At 26.5% G+C, this 21556-nt stretch carries 21 protein-coding genes and 1 pseudogene; 15 read left to right on the forward strand and 7 right to left on the reverse strand.

Annotated elements, in window-relative coordinates; genetic code table 11:
• Positions 1-895 precede the first annotated feature (895 nt).
• Positions 896-1033, forward strand: coding sequence for a hypothetical protein (locus BN1711_RS12400; protein WP_012344550.1), 138 nt, complete (start codon positions 896-898; stop codon positions 1031-1033).
• 862 nt (positions 1034-1895) lie between these two features.
• On the opposite strand, the gene BN1711_RS05755 is transcribed toward BN1711_RS12400, so the two are convergent.
• Positions 1896-2144: a spore coat protein gene (locus tag BN1711_RS05755; RefSeq protein WP_050607227.1), complete on the reverse strand. Its 249-nt coding sequence runs from the start codon at positions 2142-2144 to the stop codon at positions 1896-1898.
• A gap of 11 nt (positions 2145-2155) precedes the next feature.
• Positions 2156-2341: a hypothetical protein gene (locus BN1711_RS05760; protein ID WP_050607228.1), complete on the reverse strand. Its 186-nt coding sequence runs from the start codon at positions 2339-2341 to the stop codon at positions 2156-2158.
• A 929-nt stretch (positions 2342-3270) separates the two neighbouring features.
• On the opposite strand from BN1711_RS05760, the pseudogene BN1711_RS12685 reads away from it, so the two are divergent.
• A pseudogene (locus BN1711_RS12685) lies at positions 3271-3683 on the forward strand (M28 family peptidase).
• A gap of 414 nt (positions 3684-4097) precedes the next feature.
• On the opposite strand, the gene BN1711_RS05770 reads toward BN1711_RS12685, so the two are convergent.
• Complete coding sequence (locus BN1711_RS05770; RefSeq protein ID WP_050607229.1) at positions 4098-4343, reverse strand: hypothetical protein; 246 nt, start codon at positions 4341-4343, stop codon at positions 4098-4100.
• 321 nt (positions 4344-4664) lie between these two features.
• Here BN1711_RS05770 and BN1711_RS05775 point away from each other — a divergent pair, with 321 nt between their 5' ends.
• A complete protein-coding gene (locus tag BN1711_RS05775; protein ID WP_050607230.1) occupies positions 4665-4841 on the forward strand; it encodes an aspartyl-phosphate phosphatase Spo0E family protein in 177 nt (58 codons plus the stop codon).
• Between the two features lie 827 nt (positions 4842-5668).
• On the opposite strand, the gene BN1711_RS05780 is transcribed toward BN1711_RS05775, so the two are convergent.
• Complete coding sequence (locus BN1711_RS05780) at positions 5669-7558, reverse strand: FUSC family protein (protein WP_050607231.1); 1890 nt, start codon at positions 7556-7558, stop codon at positions 5669-5671.
• A gap of 485 nt (positions 7559-8043) precedes the next feature.
• Between BN1711_RS05780 and BN1711_RS05785 the strand changes: the two genes are divergently transcribed.
• The 4 genes from BN1711_RS05785 (at position 8044) to BN1711_RS12230 (ending at position 11482) form a co-directional block, all read left to right on the forward strand.
• Positions 8044-8730: an early set domain-containing protein gene (locus BN1711_RS05785; RefSeq protein ID WP_050607232.1), complete on the forward strand. Its 687-nt coding sequence runs from the start codon at positions 8044-8046 to the stop codon at positions 8728-8730.
• Between the two features lie 43 nt (positions 8731-8773).
• Positions 8774-9790, forward strand: a complete 1017-nt coding sequence (locus BN1711_RS05790) for a hypothetical protein (RefSeq protein WP_050607233.1) — start codon at positions 8774-8776, stop codon at positions 9788-9790.
• A 295-nt stretch (positions 9791-10085) separates the two neighbouring features.
• On the forward strand, positions 10086-10976 hold the full coding sequence (locus BN1711_RS05795; protein ID WP_163249322.1) for an NlpC/P60 family protein: 891 nt from the start codon (positions 10086-10088) through the stop codon (positions 10974-10976).
• 377 nt (positions 10977-11353) lie between these two features.
• Complete coding sequence (locus BN1711_RS12230; protein ID WP_082174063.1) at positions 11354-11482, forward strand: MerR family DNA-binding transcriptional regulator; 129 nt, start codon at positions 11354-11356, stop codon at positions 11480-11482.
• Positions 11483-11541: 59 nt separating this feature from the next.
• Here BN1711_RS12230 and BN1711_RS05800 read toward each other — a convergent pair whose 3' ends face one another.
• From BN1711_RS05800 to BN1711_RS05810, 3 genes are all read right to left on the reverse strand, one after another.
• Positions 11542-12615 carry a site-specific integrase gene (locus BN1711_RS05800; protein ID WP_050607234.1) on the reverse strand — a complete coding sequence of 358 codons (1074 nt, stop codon included), beginning with the start codon at positions 12613-12615 and terminating at the stop codon, positions 11542-11544.
• Between the two features lie 291 nt (positions 12616-12906).
• A complete protein-coding gene (locus BN1711_RS05805) occupies positions 12907-13350 on the reverse strand; it encodes an ImmA/IrrE family metallo-endopeptidase (protein ID WP_050607235.1) in 444 nt (147 codons plus the stop codon).
• 28 nt (positions 13351-13378) lie between these two features.
• A complete protein-coding gene (locus tag BN1711_RS05810) occupies positions 13379-13819 on the reverse strand; it encodes a helix-turn-helix domain-containing protein (RefSeq protein WP_050607236.1) in 441 nt (146 codons plus the stop codon).
• Between the two features lie 212 nt (positions 13820-14031).
• Between BN1711_RS05810 and BN1711_RS05815 the strand changes: the two genes are divergently transcribed.
• From BN1711_RS05815 to BN1711_RS05850, 8 genes are all read left to right on the forward strand, one after another.
• Positions 14032-14229, forward strand: a complete 198-nt coding sequence (locus tag BN1711_RS05815) for a helix-turn-helix domain-containing protein (protein ID WP_050607237.1) — start codon at positions 14032-14034, stop codon at positions 14227-14229.
• A gap of 2 nt (positions 14230-14231) precedes the next feature.
• On the forward strand, positions 14232-14522 hold the full coding sequence (locus BN1711_RS05820) for a hypothetical protein (protein ID WP_050607238.1): 291 nt from the start codon (positions 14232-14234) through the stop codon (positions 14520-14522).
• Positions 14523-14741: 219 nt separating this feature from the next.
• Entirely contained in the window at positions 14742-16067 is a 1326-nt protein-coding gene (locus BN1711_RS05825; protein WP_243128195.1) for a DEAD/DEAH box helicase, read from the forward strand.
• Entirely contained in the window at positions 16060-16875 is an 816-nt protein-coding gene (locus BN1711_RS05830) for a DUF1351 domain-containing protein (protein ID WP_050607240.1), read from the forward strand. Before BN1711_RS05825 ends, BN1711_RS05830 begins: the two co-directional genes overlap by 8 nt.
• A 4-nt stretch (positions 16876-16879) precedes the next feature.
• Positions 16880-17170: a VRR-NUC domain-containing protein gene (locus tag BN1711_RS05835; protein ID WP_050607241.1), complete on the forward strand. Its 291-nt coding sequence runs from the start codon at positions 16880-16882 to the stop codon at positions 17168-17170.
• A gap of 103 nt (positions 17171-17273) precedes the next feature.
• Positions 17274-18971, forward strand: coding sequence for an AAA family ATPase (locus BN1711_RS05840; protein ID WP_050607242.1), 1698 nt, complete (start codon positions 17274-17276; stop codon positions 18969-18971).
• A gap of 134 nt (positions 18972-19105) precedes the next feature.
• Positions 19106-19564 (forward strand): DUF669 domain-containing protein, encoded by a 459-nt coding sequence (locus BN1711_RS05845; RefSeq protein WP_050607243.1) that lies wholly within the window; start codon positions 19106-19108, stop codon positions 19562-19564.
• A 233-nt stretch (positions 19565-19797) separates the two neighbouring features.
• Positions 19798-21519 (forward strand): hypothetical protein, encoded by a 1722-nt coding sequence (locus tag BN1711_RS05850; protein WP_481128488.1) that lies wholly within the window; start codon positions 19798-19800, stop codon positions 21517-21519.
• Positions 21520-21556: the final 37 nt, after the last annotated feature.

Below are 21556 nucleotides of genomic sequence, written 5' to 3' on the forward strand. Positions count from 1 at the left end.
GAATAAAAATAAAAGTGCTATAAAACTTTAAGAAAAAAGGTTTTATAGCACCTTTTAGTATTGAATGAAGAGCATAATTATTAGTGTTTAACAAGTGACTAAAAACAGAACCAGAAATTGCTCAAACATAAATAGCTCCATTTCCTATTAGAGATAACAAGAGAATGAATCCTAAAATTGCGATTGAAGAATGATAAAACTAAGTGTTATTAGCTATAGTACAGACTTTTTAGTTTTAAATAAAGATGGGAGGATACAGTAGAAGATACAAAAGGTTATGAATCGGAGCAGTGGAAGAGAACATATAAAAAGTTTAAGCTTAGATATTCAGGAATAGAATTAAAGGTACTAGTTATGGAAAATATAAGTAAATGAAATATATCCATGAGTCTACTAGAATGCTTTAGAACAAAGGGGAGCAGATACATTACTATTTATTAATAGCAAGGTAATGGGATATTTAAATTTAAAGATTTTAATATCCATATATAATGCAAAGCCGCATTGCTCAAAAGGATATGCGGTATTTTTATATATAAAGTTAAGAAATGATTTAAGATATCTATACTTTTATTGTATTAGGTAGAGTATTAACAAAATAATACAAAGGAGGATGTAATAATTGAAGCATGGAGAGAAGAATTAAATAAGTTTTTAAATGGTGAGCATAGGTTATTTGAGGAAGAGTAAAATATTGTGTAATGTAATAAAAGGCACTTAAAAAATATAAAACTTAGGTGCTCTTAATATTTAACAAATGTTAAAAAACTTTTCTTTTATAAGGGTTTAAGATTAATTAACCATGACAGATATAAGAGATGTGAAGGTGGAGCTATTAAGCAAGTGAAATAATTTAACATTTCCGGAGCAATAATATTACTTGGAGGTGACAATAATGGCTAATAAACTTAAAGTAAAAGATAAGGAATATGCAAGGTTAGGAATAAGAAAAAATTCAAATGGAGATTTTGAATATATAAATCCAAATGATAAGAATAAGTCAAAATATAAATCAGTTAAAAAAGAGTCTTAGCATATATTCTTTTTTAATACCCAATGGAAAATATAAGAGGACCATATGCAAAAGAATATACAATTAAAGAGAAGAGTAAAAATAACTCCCAAATTATCATTAGGAGTTAAAACATAATAAAATTATGTTATATATAATAAAAGCACTTAACAATAAGGTGGATGATTCAATCCCTACTGTAAGTTAGGTGCTTTTTATATACTTAGAGGGGGTTAGATTATATTGATATACATAGGTGGTGAGAGGTTTGAAGGTAGTAAAAATAATATAAGAACAGCAATCAGGAATATATAAAAAGTTAAATAAAAATACAAAACAGAATAAGAAAAAACCTAGGAGAGGTAAGAAAAAAGGTCCTCTCATTTTTTGATTTTGTGGATCTTATGAAACATGATAGTTATTCTAGGAGTAAAGTCATAAAGCAAAGAATATAAGGAAAATGGATTAAGTTACTTAAATATAATTATGTAAACTAAAATTAAAAGTAAACTAATAAAAGAATAAATAGATGAAAAAGTATATAATTAATATAGAGATAGAGATTTATATAAAACATTTAAAGTAGAATCTTTGGATAGTCTTAGAACATCAAAAGAAAATATAGAAATGCTTAGAAGGAAATATCACAAAGGTTAAGATTTTTGGAGAGTTTGTGTACTTGGAGAATTTACTAAAGGTGAATCAGACTCTTTAATTAGCCTAGAAGTAGTTGAAACTGCTATGAATACAAAAGTTAATATAGATATAAGTACACTCTTCATATTAGAAGTGATATAGCTATGTTGAGTGATGATGAAATTATAATATAGATAAACTATCAATATAAAAGAACTATAGAAGGCTCTTTTATATTGATAATTCATTATTGATTACTTAATTCTAATTTTAATTTATTTATTTCGCTCTCGTTTACTGGGTTAGCAGGTTTATAATAACCTTTTTCTTTAGCAATTTCGTAAATTCTATATTGACGAGCTTCATCTTGATCTCTCATTTGTTGAAGTTGCTGGCGTAATTTCTGGTTATTAGTTTGTGTTATCATATTTGCATAAGTTGATAGACTTCCATTAATCATAGTTAAATAATCATTCATTATATCTTTTTCTTTCATTTTATAACCTCCTATTTTAAGAATGACATTAATTTTTGTTTGCTATTTCTTGCTTCTTGAGCATCATTCTTAAGCATTTGAACTAGTTGTTGATCAGTACATTCATTAGCATAATCATCTAATTTGTTTGCTACTGTTTCATGTGCTCCAATAAGATGGCGAAGATTTTGTAATTCCAGTGAAGTTAAATTTGACATAAAATCACCCCTTTAATAATTACTCTAATAATATTATTAGAAAGGGAATTAAAAATTATTCTATATTAAACAAAACTGTATTTTAAATAGTTACAATATTTTCCCATTTTAAAAAATTACTAAAAATAAATGTTACAAAAGGTTGTATTAAAAACAATTGTATAAAAAATATAATATTGTGTAGCACTTAAGGAATAAAAACCTTAAGTACTTTTTACATATGTAGATAAGCTTAGAAGATTATATTAATATATATGGAGGAAGGGTTTTAAAGTTTTAAGAGAAATAATAGAAGCATAGAATTATGAATAAGTAAGAAGTTAAATATAAAAACATAATAAGAAAGAACAAAATTTATATATTAAATATGAGGAATAGATTGTATAATTAAATAATTATATACTTATGAAATATAGTATAATGTATTTAGAAATATATATAAATTGGAATATGTAGTTAAGATATTTCATATAGAATTAAAATATTAGATTGTCTAAATTATATATAGTTTTTAAGTGAAAGTTATGTGCTATCTTTACTATAGTTGTAATTCTTTCATCCTGTGCTTCAAAAACTACAAATAATATTAAATCTAAGGAAGGTAATGGTAGGAAAGTCACTAGTAAACAATTAGTACAATTAAAAAGGGTCAATTATCTATAAAAATTCCAGCTACTAAAGAAATCATAAATACATTATGTTCTGATGGATTTGAAGGTAGATTGATTGGTTCAAAAGGAAATGAGAAGGCTGGAGAATATATTAGCAAGATATTTAAGGATATAGGATTAACTCCTTTGTTTGGAAACAGTTATTATGAAAAATATTCTCAAAATATTATAAAAACTTATGGAAGTTGTGAAGATAGTAAAAAGTCAACAGTTAATAATGTTATAGGTGTTATAAGGGGAAAAGACAGTAAAAAAGTAGTGATAATATCAGCATATTTTGACCATATAAGATATCAAGATAGCAAAATTATTAGAGGAGCATTAGATAACGCTTCTGGTGTATCTTCATTAATAAAAATGGCAAATACTTTAAAAGGAAAATCATAGTTATATGTGCTTTTAATGGAGAAGAAGAATCAGCAGGAAGTCGTGCATTTGTTAATGAAATTAAATCTAAATTACTATATGAGAAGTTATATAATATTAATATAGACGCTATAGGTTCTAAAGAAGGAGGAAAGTCTGCTTTAAAGAATAAAAGTAAGGTGTCGACAAGTTGTGAAGTTAATCTAAAAAAGAATAATATTTATTTTACAGATACTATTGTAAAGGCCGGAAGTGATCATATAAGTTTTGAATATAAAAATATACCTAATGTCTTATTTGTATAGGAAAACATAGAAAATTTAATTCATAAACCTACAGATATCCCTTAAACTTTGGATTATAAACAAATAGATAGGATTGCAAATGCTATAAGTGATTTTGTAGAAACAAACAATGGGATAATGCTTGAAGCAAAGTAGCAGCTAGTTAGAAAATCATATATCATAGAAACTTATATTAGTTAGAAATGAAACTAAATAGCAATCATAAATAAAGAAGAGTATTATATCTTAAAGGTAGTTGCAAAAAATATTAAGAATTAATAGAAATTATAAATTAGAAAATATATGAACCAAAGTAAGGTTATAAGAATATAATTAACATTAAGTAAAAAATTCATAAAGGGTTGAAAAAAATATCAACCCCTTATGCTAAGAACTACGAATATGAGTAGAATGTTGTGTTGGAATTAATAGGTTTTAATGTTTATGCAAATAATAATAAGTAAATAGAATCATGGCTGATAAGAGTAAAAAATATACATCATTAGATTTAATCCTAGTATAATTAGTAGGAATATTTTTGGAAAATACTAATTTAGTTATTACGGTACTTATCAGACTAACTATAATAGAACTAATGCATTTATTTATATTAGTTCTAATTTTTTTTATTATTATTTTGCTAGTATTTTTAATATAGTTTCCTCTTTTAGTCTTTTTCATAAAAGTGACCTCCTTTAAATAGTTAGGCATATTTATGAAGTTAAAGAAACTATCATTGTTAAAACCTCCTTTCTTGTTATTTCCAACACAAGTTTATTATAACATTTATTGGAAAAAAATTAAAATAAATGTTATAAACTAATCATTTAGCTATAAAGTAAAAATAGTGTATTATAAGGTTAAGAGAGGTTTTTTGATTATGTTGAAATGATGAAATATTATAGTTATAAAAGGTTTAAAAAGGTTTAAGACAAAGCTAAAAAATATATAAGAATGATTAAAAACACTTTTATAGTTAATACTAATTATGGAGGTGTTGGTATGTCCGAATTAGAGGATTTATTAAAAGATATAGATACATTAAGAATGCAATTAGAAAATTTAATAAGTGAAAAACAGGGGAACTTAGTTGATACTGAAGTGGTAGCAGCTAGTAAAATATTAAATGCAGCATTAAATCAGTATAATAAATTTATTGATGAAAAGTTAAAAAAATAATTAAGCTTTTGGGAAAATCTAATTTATTTTAGAAATGGACATCTTAAAAATAAGAAAAATATAAAAGTGATTCTAGGTATAATAATAAAAGTACTCACTAATAAAAGTACTTTTATTGTATTTAGCAAATTTTATTTTAGATATAAGATATAGGTTTAAAAGATTATAATTGTTAATTTTATAAATATTTTAATAAAGACTTAGTTGGAAAAATATTTTATGTGGGGGAAAATACCATATTATCTGTAAGGCGTACAGAAGATATATATACAGAAACTTTAATAGTTTATATTGAGCGTTTTTAGGTTTTTAATAAAATTGGGAAATTTACAGTGAAATCTTTGAAAATCAATAGATGCAGAGATATAATAAACTAAAAAAATGACTAGTTTACTTTGGTTGAACCTTAACATAAGATGTATTAAAATCTCTTTATGACATTAGAAATATTTGGGGATAATATTTGGATATTGTACATAATATTTTTATTAGAACTTGAATGTTTAATATTAGCTTTTGTATTTATTACTATAGAATATATTTTTAAAAAAAATTTTTGAGAAAATGAAGAAATTACATAAATACCGTATTATTCAAAAATGAATTTACGGTATTTTATATTAATACAAATATTATGTGTAATAAATTATGTTATCTAAAAATTAAACAATAACACCTATTCATATAGTGCTGAAAAATATAAACGTAAAATCTTAAAAAGAAATGTTATTTTATTACCCTTATATAAAATTTATTATAAGATTATATAAATAAAAAAGGTTGATTTTTCCAATATATGACTTTAAAAAATCAACCTTTTATAATAATTATATTATTTTATATTCATTGATATCCGTTAAAATGTCTATAGTAAGACTTAAAACTAGTTTATCTCTTATATTATGAAATTCTTTAATGTGAATTTTTATCACTTCTATAGTAGAGGAAATATTTTTATTTTCATATTGAACTAATTGTTGAATATCTTTTAGTAAATAATCTATGTCTATTTTATTTTTAGTAATATATAAATATAATTCATATATATTGCTAGCTAAAACTCTATCTTTTGTAATAAAATATTCATTTTTATTAGGTTTTAAAAGTTGATTATTTAATCTTAATTTGTCTTCTATTAATGATGTTATTAGTAATAAATTTTTTATGCTATGGTCGTTTTCTATAGATTTTGATAAATTATAAATTTCCTGAAGCATTTGTTTAATAGTATTTTTATACATGCTTTTAAGATTTTTATTAGAATCTTTAATTTTATAAGGTAATACAAATTTATTTATAACAGATGCGATAAGGGCACCTAATATAACAAAGAGTATTCTATTTATAGTGATTACTTTAGTATTTCCAAGTAATGCAGCAGCTCCAATAGCGGATATTGTAACATATATCATATTATGTTTGTATTCTGAGGTATAACTACCTAGATATCCAGACATTAGTAAGATCATAGTTCTAGTAGTTGTATTTTTAAATACAGTAAATAATATTGTTACAATTATTGCTCCTATAATTGTTGCTATAATTCTGTCTTTAGTTTTTTTCTTGGATATTTCATATAGTGGATTTATTAAAGAAAAGACTGTGTAAATAATCCATCTACCTTCTGAAAGGTGAAAAAAATCCATTATAAAGGCACCAATAGTTATTCCTAAAGCTACACGAAAAGCATAGGAAAATCTAAAAGAATTCTTTTTAAAATCACTAATAGTAAAGCTTGTATCCTTAAATTTTTCTGGAATATTCTCTAATCTTTTCACAATATTATATTCATTTTTTTGTAAAGATTTAAGTTCTTCAAAGCTTTCCTGTAAAAATTTAATTGTATTAAGTATTTGCAATTCTATTAAATCTTCTATATTTTTTTGTTCATATTTGTAGAGAAATTCATTAATTAAGTTATTTAATGTATTTATATCCTCTGTTTTTTCTAAATATCCTTTTATATGAGTTATAAAAACATACATATCATCTAATATGTAATTTTTGTCTTTATAAAAATTAACTTTGTCTAATAAAAGAGAAAGTTTTTCTAAACCTATAGATAAGTTAAGTTTAATTCTTCCTTCTTCCGTTAAATAAAAATTTTCTTCTCTTTTTTCATATATAAGCTTTTGAAAATTTATTAAATTACATCTAATGTTATTATCTGAGATTGAAGTGTTTTCTCTAGTTTTTATTAAGTTTATTTTATTTAATAAGTTACTGGTTATTTCAATAAGAATTTTAGTTCCTTTAGTATATAATTTGTTTTTATTAAATATAAGTTGAAGCAACATTATAAATATAGCTCCACATAATAAAGAAGTTAATCTCATAGGCAATTTATCAATGGTTATTGGAGTAGCTAATATAAATAAATATTGTAATGAAAATGGCAAATAAATTGGCTTTTTTAAATTATAGCATAGTAAATAATTTATTATAAATAAGACTAAAAAATTTAATGGTACTGCTAAGTACATGTTTAAATTTGATAAATATGCAGTTATACCTATAAATAGATTTAAAATTATAAAAAAAACAGTATTTTTAATAGGCGATAATGTTAAATCTCTTTCTAAAAGCATCAACATAGCTGTTACAGTAGTTACACCTATAAGTGTGTTTTCAGCACCAAAAGTTGCTTTAAATGCAATTATAAAAGATACTATAAGTATAAATAATATTGTTTTAGAAATTATAAGTTTTTTATTCAATGTGGTACCCCTACCTTCTTTATATAAAAGTTACAATAAACAATTTTACTATAATTAAAAATTACGTCAATAATTATAATGAAATTTTAGAGTATTTCTTAGGATATTATTAAAAATCTGTGATATTATAAAATAGAATATAAATATTAATGAATACAGTAAAAGAACAGGATTAATCCTGTTCTTTCTTGAGAGGATATATTATTGTGGATTTTATAGATGAGTGGAAGTACAAGTAATTTAAAAGCCTGTTAAACAATAAGTATGCCTATATATGTTAAAGGGTATAAAAAATACAAATTTATTAAATATTTCATATAAAACCACGCATAAATACATCTAATTTTTAATTATTTTAAATTTTAAGAATTTTTAATTAATTTAGGTATTAATTTTATTAAATAAATTACGAAAAATATAATATCAAACAAATAAAAAATAGTAAACATAATTTAAGGTTTTATTCAATCATAGGAGGAATTATTATGAAAGTAAATTTTGAATACGAAGAAAAAGAATACGTACCAATTAATACAATATCTGTTATAGGAAGCTTTAATAATTATGATGCAGAGAAGGGAAAAATGATAAAACAGGATAATAAGTGGACAACTTCTTTAGATTTGCCAACAGGAGAGCACAAATATAAATTTCTTATTAATGGTAGTTTAAAGCTTAATGATCCAACAGCCAATATATATTTACCTGATGATAAAGAAGAACTTTGGTCTATCATTATTATTAATGAAAATAATGAGCGTATGTACAATAATATTCAATATACTGTACATATAGATAAATATAGTATAGGTTCTATTATTAGTGAAGATGAAGTTGATATAGTTAAAAAAAGTTTTAATAGTTTAATTGATAAAAAAGTGGTTACAAGATTTAAGTTTACAAATGTAACAGGACTACATGCTGTAACTACTGCTTGGTACACACCAAAAGGAGAGTTGTTCCAAACTACAGAAAATAATATATTTACACCAAAAGGAGAGGAAAAACCTGTAGTAACTTGGTTTTGGATGAATTTAGAAGACCATACTCGCAAACATCCTCAAGGTATGTGGACAATGAAATTATTTATAGATGGTGAATTCATTTTAGAAGATAAGTTTGAATTATTAGAAGGAACTTCATATTCAGCACAGGGTAAAATTAAATATTAAAATATAAATATTAAAAATTGATTTTACAAGGGAGGAAATAAAAATGATTGAAAAAATAAATGGGGTAAGAATTACTGATAACATGAATGTTATTAATAAAAGTAAGGTTAATTCTAAAACAAATGCTACTGAGGGAAATTTAAAAGATATTGCTAAAGAGTATAAAGAAACACTTATTATTAATTCTAAGAAAGATGTGAAAGTTGAAAGTAAAAATACTGATACAACAAAAAGTTCAGTAAGTGGATTTAAATCAATATCAGATTCATTTTATAAGGGATTAAGTACTGTAAGAAATGTAATAAGAACAGCAGTGTCTATAGGGGAAAGTGTTAAGAATACAGTTTGTGCTGTTTCAAAAGCTGTTGTAAATGCTGCGAATTCAGTAACTAAAACTATTAAAAGGGTTTCTGAATCAGTAACTGATAAAATAACAAAAACAGCATCTGAAATAGCTAGTACTGTAAAACAAGTTACTACTACTGCATCGGAATTACAAGAAGCTGCAAACAATATTAAAAATGCCGCTAAAGACATAGTTGGAGTAGTAACAAAAACAGCTATATCAGTAAGCAAAGATGTTATGAAGATAGTGGGAAGTGTAACTTATACTGTAGCTGGAGTTAAGGCGGCTATAAATAATCCTTCAACAGGATTTATTGGAAAAGGTATGGAGGTTGCAGGAATTATTGGTACTGGAATCACATCATTAAAAGAACCTGTAGTAAACATAGGAAATACAATTTCAACAGCCTATAAAGATATTAAAAAAGATTACAATGATATAGTCAACAATATAAATGGTTCTATGTCTCAAATTAATTCAATAAAAAATACTATAGTAACCACAAGTAATGATGTAGTTTCAACAGTCAAAACTATAGCATCAGAAATAAAAGAATCTAGTTTAAATGTAGTTGATACATTGAAAGATTCTACAGGTAAAATAAGATATGAAATTGATAAAGGTTCAAAAGAAATTAAAGAGGCATATGAAAATTATAAAAATAATGCAGATTATTCAACTAGTATTGATGGAATGAATCCAGCATTAGCTTAAGTTATAATATAAATTATTGATTTTAAGAGGTACTTCTGTAATGGGAGTACCTTATTTTTTATGAATTATGATAAAATTTTTAAATAAAATAAATGAATTGTAGGTAGATTTTCAAGACAATTAGAATATTAAATTAAGAAAACACTTTCACATAATAAGTCACGTTTAAAATATAGAATAATGTATAAAAAGTAAAAAGACACAGGATAAAAAAAGAAGGAATTCAATTAATTGTAAAGAAGATATATATTAGTGGCAAAAATCTAAAATAAATAGGCAAATAGGAGGAAGCAACATGAAGAAAAAAACAACCATATTAAGTATATTTTTAGGTGTTATTATGGCTTTATTACTAAATGTAGGGAATGTTAAAGCTGCAGCAACAGGACAAGATATAGTAAACTATGCTAAACAATTTCAAGGTAGGCCATATGCTTGGAGTGGTACGACTCCATCAGGATTTGATTGTTCAGGTTTTGTGGGATATGTTTATAGAAATTGTGCAGGTATAAATTTACCAAGAAATACGTATGGACAAATTAATGTAGGTACTGCAGTATCACAAAGTAATTTACAACCAGGAGATTTAGTATTTCCAAGTAGAGACCATGTAGGAATATATGTGGGAAATGGACAAATGATTCATGCATCGTCATCACGTGGTAAAGTAATAATAGGTAATGTGTATGCATTTCATGCAGGTAGAAGAATAAGTGGCATAACTCAATGCCCTTTTGTAGAACCATCACCTGGAAATGCAAAACCTATAAAAAGATGTTATATGCTTATAACAGGTTCACAAGTTGTTAGAAGCGCACCATGTGATTCAGCACCAGTAGTAAGAACATTAAAGCATGGAGATGTAATAGATGTATATAAAGTATATCAAAATAATGGAGAATGGTCTTTAATAGCTAGAGGTGTTAAACAACAGTGGATTAAATCAACTTATTTAGCTCCACGAGTTCCTGTAGTTGATAATGGAAATGCTCCACCAATAAAAACAAGATATCAGGTTATTGTATCTTCTGTACAAGTTAGAAATTATCCCAATAGTTCATCACCAGTAGTGAGAACATTAAAAAAAGGTGATATTATAGATATATACGCAGAGCATGGAGATTGGTATTTAATAGCTAGAGGAGTCAATCAGCAATGGGTTCCTAAAAATACTTTATCAAAGTAATAATTAAAAAGATTACAATGATATAGTTAACAATATTAACGCTTCTAAAGAAATTAGAGAAGCATATAAAAATAATGCAGATTATTCAACTAGTATTGATGGAATGAATATAGTATTAGCCTAAGTTATAATAAATAAGAGCAGTGATAGACAATCACTGCTCTTATTTATTATTAGGAATTTTCAATATGTATGAAAAAGAAGTTATATATAAAGGTATAGACAAAATTATATTTTATATACATAATAAGTAAACTTTATATTTTAATAAAAAATTATAATTTCTAATAAAAAATAAAATAGCTATTGACCCTCCTGTAAGAGGAGGGTTTAATATTAAATTGTAAAGAAAATATGGGCCCATAGGAGAGATTAATATGTTTAGAATAGGAGAATTCGCTAAGCTTAATAAAATATCTATAAAGACTTTAAGATATTATGATGAATTAAAGCTTTTGGTACCCATAAAAGTGGATACTAAGACAGAATCCAGATATGTCTATTGAAATGTTTATATAAGTGGATTTAAGAAAAATCGTCAAAAATTTCGTCAAAAAAATATTTTTTAAAAAATATTTTCAATTATTTTTGTAGCTTTTTTCATCATGTCATCGGTAACATGGGAATAAATTCTCATGGTCATTTCCACAGTATGACCTAATATCTTAGCTGCAGTTTTAAAATCTATTCCAGAACTAATCAATAAAGTAGCGTATGTGTGTCTTAACTCATGCATGGTTATTCCAGCAAGTTCCCTTAATTTAGGGTTTAAATATTTATCAATACTGGCGTGATTAAAAGGTGCAACCCTATTATTAATATCAATAGGGTTATTTTTCTTATAGTTTTTAAGTTCTTTTAATGTATTGGGAGATAAAGGAATTGTTCTATAAGAATTTTTTGATTTGAGTTTACCAAATCCGGATTTTTTATTTTTTAATACTTTCCATTGTTTATTTACACTTACGGTACTATTCTTTAAGTCTATATCATCCCAAGTAAGTCCTAATACCTCGCCTAATCTCATACCAGTATTAGCAGAAATAAAAGCAACTATATAATATCTATTAGTTTTTAGTTTTTTTAATAATAGATCTAACTCTTTTTTAGTAAGCGCTTTTTTATTGCTATATTCCTTTTCTTTGGGAATTTTTATATTCATAGTGGGTAATTCAGAAATTAAATTTAAATCATCTTTAACATAGATAAAAAACATATTCAATATTCCAACATACTTTTTTACTGTTGAGTATTTCAAATGCTCTTTTAACATTTTATCTACTATGCTTTGTATGTCATGTTTTTTGATTTTATTGATATTTTTATTATTTAAATCTTTGAATTTTGAAAAACAATTCTTATAACCTTTAATGGTGTGATATTCTTTATAAAGAAAATTATGTTCTATATAAATAACTGATAATTCTTCAAAGGTTATATGATTAGTGGTATTTGAAGAATTATTATTTTTAATATTAGATTTTAATTCTTTTAACATTTTATCTATATACGGTTTACCTTCTTTTTGTGTTTTAAATCCTTGTTTGCTTTTCTGTTTCCACTTACCCAGGTTATCTTTATAACTTATTATAAACTGCCAGCCTTTATCTTTTTTTCTCCAAGTAATATTATACTCCATTAATTTCACCCCTTTTTTATTTTATCTGTCACACTATTTGTCACACTTTTAAAATTAATAAATTCAGTTATATCAACGTTTTTAACGACTTTGTAAGAAATAAAACTGTGACATATATAATATAAATTCTTTATTATATATATAAAAAGTTTATTTCATTTTATTTTTATATAAAAGAAAGTTAAAATCTCTGTCACTCTGTCACAGATGTAACTGTAAGTCAGATATATCAACGTGTATAAGGTGTGACAGATGATTTTTTTATCTGTCACACCTTGTCACAAAACAAGTTTAAAGTGTTGGTATAGCTAAACTTTCATTTGTCACAGTTTTAATATTATAATCTAATAAACCCTTTAGAATATAATTATCAATTGTAGATATATCAATACATAAATCTTTTTGGTTAAATAATAAAGCAACTGCAAATAAATTAGCTTCATACTCGTAAATTCCATTATTAGTGTCATTAAATTCATTAATTAATTTATCACCATGTAGCAAAGCGTGACCTAACTCATGAGCACATAATATCTTCTGTGATTTTGATGTAAGATAGTTGTTTAAATTAATAACGGGTGATTTACCTATTTTAATAGTATATGCTGGATAAATATTCGGTTTAAGATTAATATAATTAATTTGTATTCCTAGTTTATCACAAATTTTAATTGGATCCTTATCATATTTTTTCTTTAAATATTGTGCCAGATTTATAATTTTATATATCCTCATGTGTACCCCCATTTAATCATATGTAAAATTATTTATTGTATTTAGGTCCTAACATTTTTAATAAATTCAAAAGTTCATTTGCGAATGCGATTATATCCTCATCTGTCATTTTATTAGTATTAAAACCACCATACCCCATTACACTAGGTTGTTTTAATATAAATTGCATAGCTGATTCAGCAGTTTTAAATTCTCCAGTTTCATATAAAGAACATTCTTCTTTTACACAGTTATATTTATTATCATATTCTTTTAATTTATCCTCGCTTATTGGTTCAGATTTCATTAATTCATCTACTGTAACCTCTAAAGTATCAGCTAATTTTTTAAGTGTATTAATAGTTGGATTTTCTTTTTCACCTCTTTCCATGGCACTTATATAACTAGCATTTACTCCACTCATTCTACTCAATTCATTAACGCCTAATCCTTTTAATTCTCTAAGTCTTTTAATATTTTCACCAAACATTTAATCATCTCCTTTCTAGTAGTATATCCTTATAGAATACATTATATACTACCAGTACACAAAGTCAATAGTAAATTAAAGATAAAAAGAGATATATTCTGATAGAACATGATATTTTTCTCTAATTGTGTTCTGAGGGAACATCAGTGTTTGAAATGTGCTTACAGAACATGATATTATGTACTCACAGAACACGAGGAGGTGAATAAAAATTGAATAAAATTAAATATTTTAGAAAAATAAAGGGGTTAAGTATATATGATTTATCTGATAAAACTAATTTGACTCCAAGTTATATTAATAATTTAGAAAATGGACATAAAAATAATCCAACTAAAGCAACTATGGAAAAAATATCAATTGCACTTGATCAAACTGTTTCTGAAATATTTTATCCTCTGGAGGTATAAATATGAGTGAATTATTAACTCAAAAAGATTTGGCACAACGTTGGAGAATGAGTGTTAAGTCTATAGAAGAATATCGTAAAGCTGGTATTATACCTATAGTTCAAGGTATACCAGCAATAAGATTTAATCTACAAACAATTATGGAGTTAGAGGGAACTAAGTTAGAAAGATTTAGTCCATTAGAACGTAAACGTATGGAAAGGGAATTAGAAGAATTAAAGCAAGAGAATGAACAAATTAAATCTATATTAAGTAAGGTATTAGGTGATTTAGCACCAGTAATTAATTTATAAGTAAAGCACTGTAATAAACCTAATGTCAAGCTTAATGAGCTAATTTGAGCGGGAGTAGGCGAAGATAAGAGCCACACTAAAATAAAATGTATAGCCACCGCCAAGACAATTAGTTGATTAAGCTTGACATGAGGGAAGTATTTAAGGAGGTGTGTAATTGAACATTAAAATTTTACAAGCTTACATTAGAGAATGTAAGAAACTGCATATAAAACCAACATGGAAAGGCCTAAAGATAAATTCAAAGGTGGGTGGTGTCATATGTCACAAGTAAAACTCTATCCACACCAAGAGCAGGCGTTAAATCAAACTCAAGAGTTCAACAGAGTAGCTTACTATTTAGATATGGGATTAGGTAAGACATTTGTTGGTTCAGAGAAATTAAAAGGGCTCAATGCCAATACTAACTTAGTTATCTGTCAAAAATCAAAGTTAGATGATTGGAAAGAGCACTTTAAAACATATTACCCAGAGTATAACACATTTATATACTCTAAAACAAGAGAAATACCAAACAAGTCAGTTGTGATAATTAACTATGACTTAGTTTGGAGAAGACCAGAGTTAGCTGAGTTGGAAAATTTTACTTTAATGTTAGATGAAAGTTCAATGATTAAAAATTCTACAAGTAAGAGAACTAAATTTATTCTTAAATTAAATGCAAAGAACGTAGTACTTTTATCAGGTACTCCATGTGGAGGGCGATATGAAGAACTTCATACTCAATGTAAGTTATTAGGTTGGAAAATAAGTAAAAAGCTTTATTGGAATCACTACGTAAAATTTATAAATATGGATGTTGGAGGTTTTAAAATCCCCAAGGTTACTGGATATAAGAATGTTGAAAGACTTAAGCAAAAGTTACATGAACATGGAAGTGTTTTTATGAAAACTGAGGAAGTATTTGACCTTCCAGAGCAAGTAGAAATACCAGTTTTAATTGAGAACACTAAAGAGTATAAGAAGTTTAATAAAGATAGAGTTATAACAATAGGTAATACAGAGCTGGTAGGAGATACAAGCTTAACTAAAATGCTTTATTTAAGACAGTTAGCTTCACAATATAATCCTAATAAGTTAGCAGTACTTAAGGACTTACTAGAGAGTACTAACGATAGAGTAATAATATTTTATAACTTTACAGAAGAAATGAAACAAATTAAAGATTATTTACTCAAAATTGAGAAACCAATAAGCATAGTTAACGGTGGCACTAAAGACTTGGAAAATTTTAAGTCTAAAGATAATAGCATAACGCTAGTTCAGTATCAAGCTGGAGCAATGGGATTAAACTTACAGTTAAGCAATAAGATTATCTATTATAGTTTACCTCTTGCAAGCGAATTATTTGAACAAAGTAAAAAAAGAACACATAGGATAGGGCAAACAAGAACTTGTATGTATTGGTATTTAATAACTAAGGGTTCTATAGAAGAACAGATATTTGAGGTTTTGAAGCAGAGAAAAGATTATACTGAAAAGCTATTTGAGAAAGATCAAAATGATTATACAGATATTTACGAAAGGATGGAGAAACATGAATAAATTACAACTTAAAGTTTTAGAAAATAAACCAGCAGAAGTGAATTTCAACTATGAAGAAATATCTAATAATTTAGATATTGTTCTTAAAAAATATGAGGGGATAGTTGTTACAGAGGATACTGTAAAAGATGGAAAGAAAGTTATAGCGGATTTAAGAAAGGGTAAAAAGTCTTTAGATGAATTTAGAAAGAAAACTAAAAAAGAACTCACTGCTCCAGTGAAAGAGTTTGAAGATAAATGTAAAGAATTAAGTAAAAAGTTTGATGAAGTTATAGATCCAATAGTAGAACAAGCTGAACAGTTTGAAGAAAAGAGAAAATTTGAAAAGAAAATTGAAGTTGAAAAAGTTATAGATGAAGTTTGTAAACTTAAAGGACTTGATGAATTACCGCTAGAGGATAGTTATTTGAATAAGTCAACCTCACTTAAGAGTATTAAAACAGAGTTGATTAAGGTTGCAGATAACATCTTACTTCAACAAGCTACTTTTAAAGCGAATGCAGATTTAATTAAATCTAAAATTGAAGTTGTTAATACGAAACATGATATAAATTTAGCAGATACACCATATGTAAGTATGTTGGAATATACAGATGTTCAAACTGTACTAGAACAAATAAAGAAAGATGTTGAAGAACTTAAAACAAAAATAGCTACTCCAGTAGTACAAGTACCTTCCAAAGATGAAGAAATATTTGTAGACACTTATGAGATAGAAGGAACCGAAGGTCAATTAAATGCTTTGGAAGATTTCCTAAATATTTATGATTATAAATGGAAGATTGTTTCGCTGGAACCGGAGGATTAATCAAATGGCAGCAGAAAAGCAATTTGAAAATAAGATTAAAAAGTTTTTAGAAAGTTTACCCAATACTTGGTTCTTTAAATATTGGGCAGGACCTATGAGTAAAGCTGGTATCCCAGACATAATAGCATGTGTAAACGGTAGATTTGTTGGAATAGAAGTTAAAGCACCGAATGGTAACCCTAGTGAGTTACAGAAACGTAATATAAGGCTTATACAGGAGTGTGGAGGACTTGGATATATATTATATCCCCATCAGTTTGAAAGCTTTAAAAAAGAAATATTGGAGTTAACTTAATTAGTATAACCAATAAATATAAAAACTATACGTGTTTTTATAAAAGGTGAATAGATTTTATAAAAATCGTCAACAACTTTATAGTAGGGGGTGAAATTAGAACGTGAGACAAAGTGCTATAACACAGTTTCAGAAATGTCCTTATAAATATAAATTGCAGTATGTAGATAACTTAAAAACTATACCATCTGATGATCCAGCTAATGCATTGGTAATTGGAACTGCAATACATTATGGAGCTGAAACAGAAAGTATAGAAAATATGTTACAAAATTATTATCAAAACTTCAATATTTTAACTGATGCCCAAATAAACGAAGCTATTAAATTAGAATATTTATTGCCGCAAGTTTTAGATTTCATTAAGCAATTTGACACAGTTGAACATGAAGTACCATTTCAAGTTGGAAGTTTCCACGGAACGGCTGATTTACTGGCACATAATAAAGATGGAACCGTAGATTTATATGACTATAAATATAGTAATAATATAGATGATTATATGGAAGGTCCTCAATTACACATATATAAATACTTTTTAGAGTTATGTGGATATAAAGTAAATAAAATGGCATTTATCTTTATTCCAAAAACATTTATAAGACAGAAGAAAACCGAGGACTTATATCAGTTTAGGAAAAGATTACTTGAAACATTAAAAGACATGAAAATACAAATTAAGTATTTAGAATATGACCAAAGTAAGGTTACAAATTCTTTAATTACTGCGGTTGAAATGCTAGAAACTAAAGAATTTAAGAAAAATCCATCACGCTTATGTGATTGGTGTGAGTTTAAAAAATATTGTTTTGAAGGAGTAGATTATATGATATTACCTAAAAATGAAAGAAGAGATATTAAGAAAGCTAAAAAGAGAAAGATGTGGATATATGGTCCAGCATTTAGTGGAAAAACTACAATGTTAGATAGTGCCCCAAGTCCACTTAACCTAAATACAGATGGAAACATAGAGTTTGTTACAATGCCTTACATTTCCATTAAAGACGAGGTAACGGTTAACGGAAGAATTACAAAAAGAAAATTTGCTTGGGAAGTTTTTAAAGATGCTATAGAAGAATTAGAGAAAAAACAAAATGATTTCCAAACTATTATAGTTGATTTACTAGAAGATACTAGAGAAATGTGTAGGGTTTATAAATATGATGAATTGGGAATACAACACGAATCAGATAGTGGATTTGGGAAAGGTTGGGACATTATAAAAACTGAATACTTAAGTACCATGAGAAGATTTTTTAATCTAGATTATGGAAATTTAGTGGTGTTATCACAAGAAGATATATCCAAAGATATTACTAAGAAGAATGGTCAGAATGTGACCAGAATAGCACCTAATATTCAAGAAGCAATAGCTAATAAAATTGCTGGTATGGTGGACATAGTTGCCAGAGTAGTAGTCGATGGTGATGAAAGAACATTAAACTTTAAATCAGATGAAGTTATATTTGGTGGTGGCAGATTGAAAGGAATTACTAAAACAAGTATTCCGTTAAGTTGGGATGAGTTAATGAAAGTATATGATGAAGCTAATGCTGGCAAGAAAGATAATGTTCCAGTTGAAGAAAAACCAACTAGAAGAAGGAGTAAAAAAGAAGAAAGTAAAATTGAAGAAGATAAAGAACCAGAAACTACTCCTAAGGAAGAAGAAACACCTGCAGAGGAAACAATAGACGAGCTTAAGGAGGAAGCTAAAGATGAAATTAAAGAAGATAAACCAGTAGAAGAACCTAAGGAAGAAAAGCCAAGACGTAGAAGAAGAAAGAAGGCTGATGAAAAATAATTAGGGGGGTCTCTATGTCAAGTAAATATGTAATACAAACGTTGAAATTGCAATAAAGAAGCCTTAAAAACTTTGTATAAATAAGAGATCAAAATATATAATTATAAAAAAAAGAAACGGAAAGGAAGATAATTATGACTAACATATGGGAAAAATTTGATAAAAACATTGATGTGGAAGGTTTAAAGAAAGATGTAGAGGAAGCAGCTAATAACAACAATGACTTTAAGGAAGTACCACATGGAGAATATGAGGTTGAGGTAAATAAACTAGAGTTAAGAGAAAGTAAAAAAGGAGATCCAATGTTAAGTATTTGGTTTAAGATTTTAACAGGAGAATATAAAGGTAGCTTAATATTCTACAACCAAGTTCTAAGCAATGGATTTGGATTACACAAGGCAAATGAAATGTTAAGAAGTCTAGATAGTGGAATAGATGTAGAGTTTGAAAGCTTTAGTCAATACAACAATATGCTTATGGACATAGCTGAAGCAGTGGACGGTAATTTAGAATTTGCATTAAGCTACACAGCTAATAAAAAGAATCCTAAATTTAGCGAGTACGAGATAAAAGACGTATTTGAAGTAGAGTAAGGGTGATGGGGAGTGTGAAAGCTCCCCTTTAAAATAAAGTGAGGTGTAAAAAATAAAAGAATATGCACTTTACAAGGGAGAGGAAATATTAGCTATAGGAACAGTAAAGGGGATAGCTGAGAAGTTAAATATTTTACCCCAAACGGTTGTGTATTATTGCATAGATGCATATAAAAGAAAGTTGGCTAAAAGAAAAAATACTAAAAATGCAAGAATTTTAGTTGATTTAGATTATGAAGAATAAAGGTGATATAGAAATGCTTTTTTATGACTTTGAAGTATTTAAATATGACTGGCTAGTAGTTATTAAAGATACTGATAGTAAAACCACACATACAATAGTTAACGATAGAGATAAGTTAAATAATTTCTATGAAGCTAACAAAGAAAATATATGGTTTGGTTATAATAGTAGGTCCTATGATCAATGGATTTTGAAAGCTATAATAGCTGGATTTAATCCTAAAGAATTAAATGATTGGATTATAGTAGAACATAAACCAGCATGGAAATTTAGCAGCATACTTTGGAAAATTCAACTTTATAACTATGATGTTATGACAAGTTTTCATGGACTTAAACAATTGGAAGGATTTATGGGAAATGACATAAGAGAAACAACAGTTAATTTTAATATAGATAGGAAACTTACGGAGGAAGAACTCCAGGAAGTTATATTCTATTGTAATCATGACGTAGAACAAACAATGGAAGTATTTATAAATAGAATTGAAGAGTTTGAAGCACATATGGGATTAATTAAAAGTTTCAAATTACCACTTAAATATATAAGTAAGACCAAGGCTCAATTAAGTGCAATAATCTTAGGATCAGATAAACGTGAGCGTAATGACGAGTTTGAAATTACTATAGTACCAACTATAAAGATTAATAAATATAAAGAGATTTTAAATTGGTATAAGAACCCACTCAATAAAGATTATGATAAAAAACTAGAATATGAAGTTGCTGGAGTACTTCATATATTCGGTTGGGGTGGACTTCACGGAGCTAGACCTAATTATATGAGTGAAGGAGTATTTATAAATTCAGACGTAGGAAGTTTTTATCCAAGTTTAATGATACAGTATGATTTTTTAAGTAGAAACGTAAGGGACAAGAGTAAATATAAAGAGATTTATGATTATAGAATGACACTTAAAAAAGCTGGTAAAAAGAAAGAACAACAACCTTACAAAATTGTACTTAATTCAACTTATGGAGCTAGTAAAGATAAATATAATAATCTACATGATCCATTACAAGCTAATAATGTGTGTATTAATGGTCAACTCATGTTACTTGACCTTATAGAAAAAGTAATTGAAGGAGTTCCGGGAGTTAAATTAATTCAATCAAATACAGATGGTGTTATGTGGAAGTTACCGAGTGATAAATATATAGAAACTTATAAATTAATATGTGAAGAATGGTGTAATAGAACACGAATGACATTGGACCATGACCATATTAAAAAAGTGGTTCAGAAAGATGTAAATAATTATTTGATAGTTATGGAAAATGGAAAAGTAAAGTCAAAAGGTGCTTATGTTAAATCCTTAAATAAGTTGGATTATGACCTTCCTATTATAAATAATGCTTTAATGAATTACTTTATTAAAGGAATAATACCTGAAGAAACAATTAATAATTGTAACCAACTTAAAGAATTTCAAAAAGTTTGTAAAGTATCATCTAAATATTTATACGCTTACCATGGAAATAAAAAACTAGATGAAAAGGTTTTGAGAGTATTTGCTAGTAGGAGCAGACATGATGCTGGAGTATTCAAACAAAAAACAGAAGGTGGAACATTAGAAAAAATAGCAAGTACACCAATAAGGTGTTTTATTGATAATTCAGACATTGAAGGTAAAACAGTACCGAGAAAACTAGACAAGCAATGGTATATAGATATGGCTTGGAAAAGAATAAAAGATTTTATAGGAGAGTGATAAAAATAATAGGATGTAATCAATACAATAAAAATTG

The sequence above is a fragment of the Clostridium niameyense genome (assembly GCF_001243045.1).
Taxonomy (GTDB): domain Bacteria; phylum Bacillota; class Clostridia; order Clostridiales; family Clostridiaceae; genus Clostridium_F; species Clostridium_F niameyense.

Bases quoted from the DNA above. Each gene is read 5' to 3' on its own strand.
- BN1711_RS05775 (WP_050607230.1), top strand. From the start codon at position 4,665: ATGTCCGAATTAGAGGATTTATTAAAAGATATAGATACATTAAGAATG.
- BN1711_RS05835 (WP_050607241.1), top strand. From the start codon at position 16,880: ATGGCAGCAGAAAAGCAATTTGAAAATAAGATTAAAAAGTTTTTAGAA.
- BN1711_RS05850 (WP_481128488.1), top strand. From the start codon at position 19,798: ATGAAGAATAAAGGTGATATAGAAATGCTTTTTTATGACTTTGAAGTA.
- BN1711_RS05830 (WP_050607240.1), top strand. From the start codon at position 16,060: ATGAATAAATTACAACTTAAAGTTTTAGAAAATAAACCAGCAGAAGTG.
- BN1711_RS05800 (WP_050607234.1), bottom strand. From the start codon at position 12,615: ATGGAGTATAATATTACTTGGAGAAAAAAAGATAAAGGCTGGCAGTTT.
- BN1711_RS12400 (WP_012344550.1), top strand. From the start codon at position 896: ATGGCTAATAAACTTAAAGTAAAAGATAAGGAATATGCAAGGTTAGGA.
- BN1711_RS05810 (WP_050607236.1), bottom strand. From the start codon at position 13,819: ATGTTTGGTGAAAATATTAAAAGACTTAGAGAATTAAAAGGATTAGGC.
- BN1711_RS05790 (WP_050607233.1), top strand. From the start codon at position 8,774: ATGATTGAAAAAATAAATGGGGTAAGAATTACTGATAACATGAATGTT.
- BN1711_RS05785 (WP_050607232.1), top strand. From the start codon at position 8,044: ATGAAAGTAAATTTTGAATACGAAGAAAAAGAATACGTACCAATTAAT.
- BN1711_RS05755 (WP_050607227.1), bottom strand. From the start codon at position 2,144: ATGAAAGAAAAAGATATAATGAATGATTATTTAACTATGATTAATGGA.
- BN1711_RS05770 (WP_050607229.1), bottom strand. From the start codon at position 4,343: ATGAAAAAGACTAAAAGAGGAAACTATATTAAAAATACTAGCAAAATA.
- BN1711_RS12230 (WP_082174063.1), top strand. From the start codon at position 11,354: ATGTTTAGAATAGGAGAATTCGCTAAGCTTAATAAAATATCTATAAAG.
- BN1711_RS05845 (WP_050607243.1), top strand. From the start codon at position 19,106: ATGACTAACATATGGGAAAAATTTGATAAAAACATTGATGTGGAAGGT.
- BN1711_RS05805 (WP_050607235.1), bottom strand. From the start codon at position 13,350: ATGAGGATATATAAAATTATAAATCTGGCACAATATTTAAAGAAAAAA.
- BN1711_RS05820 (WP_050607238.1), top strand. From the start codon at position 14,232: ATGAGTGAATTATTAACTCAAAAAGATTTGGCACAACGTTGGAGAATG.
- BN1711_RS05760 (WP_050607228.1), bottom strand. From the start codon at position 2,341: ATGTCAAATTTAACTTCACTGGAATTACAAAATCTTCGCCATCTTATT.
- BN1711_RS05795 (WP_163249322.1), top strand. From the start codon at position 10,086: ATGAAGAAAAAAACAACCATATTAAGTATATTTTTAGGTGTTATTATG.
- BN1711_RS05825 (WP_243128195.1), top strand. From the start codon at position 14,742: ATGGAAAGGCCTAAAGATAAATTCAAAGGTGGGTGGTGTCATATGTCA.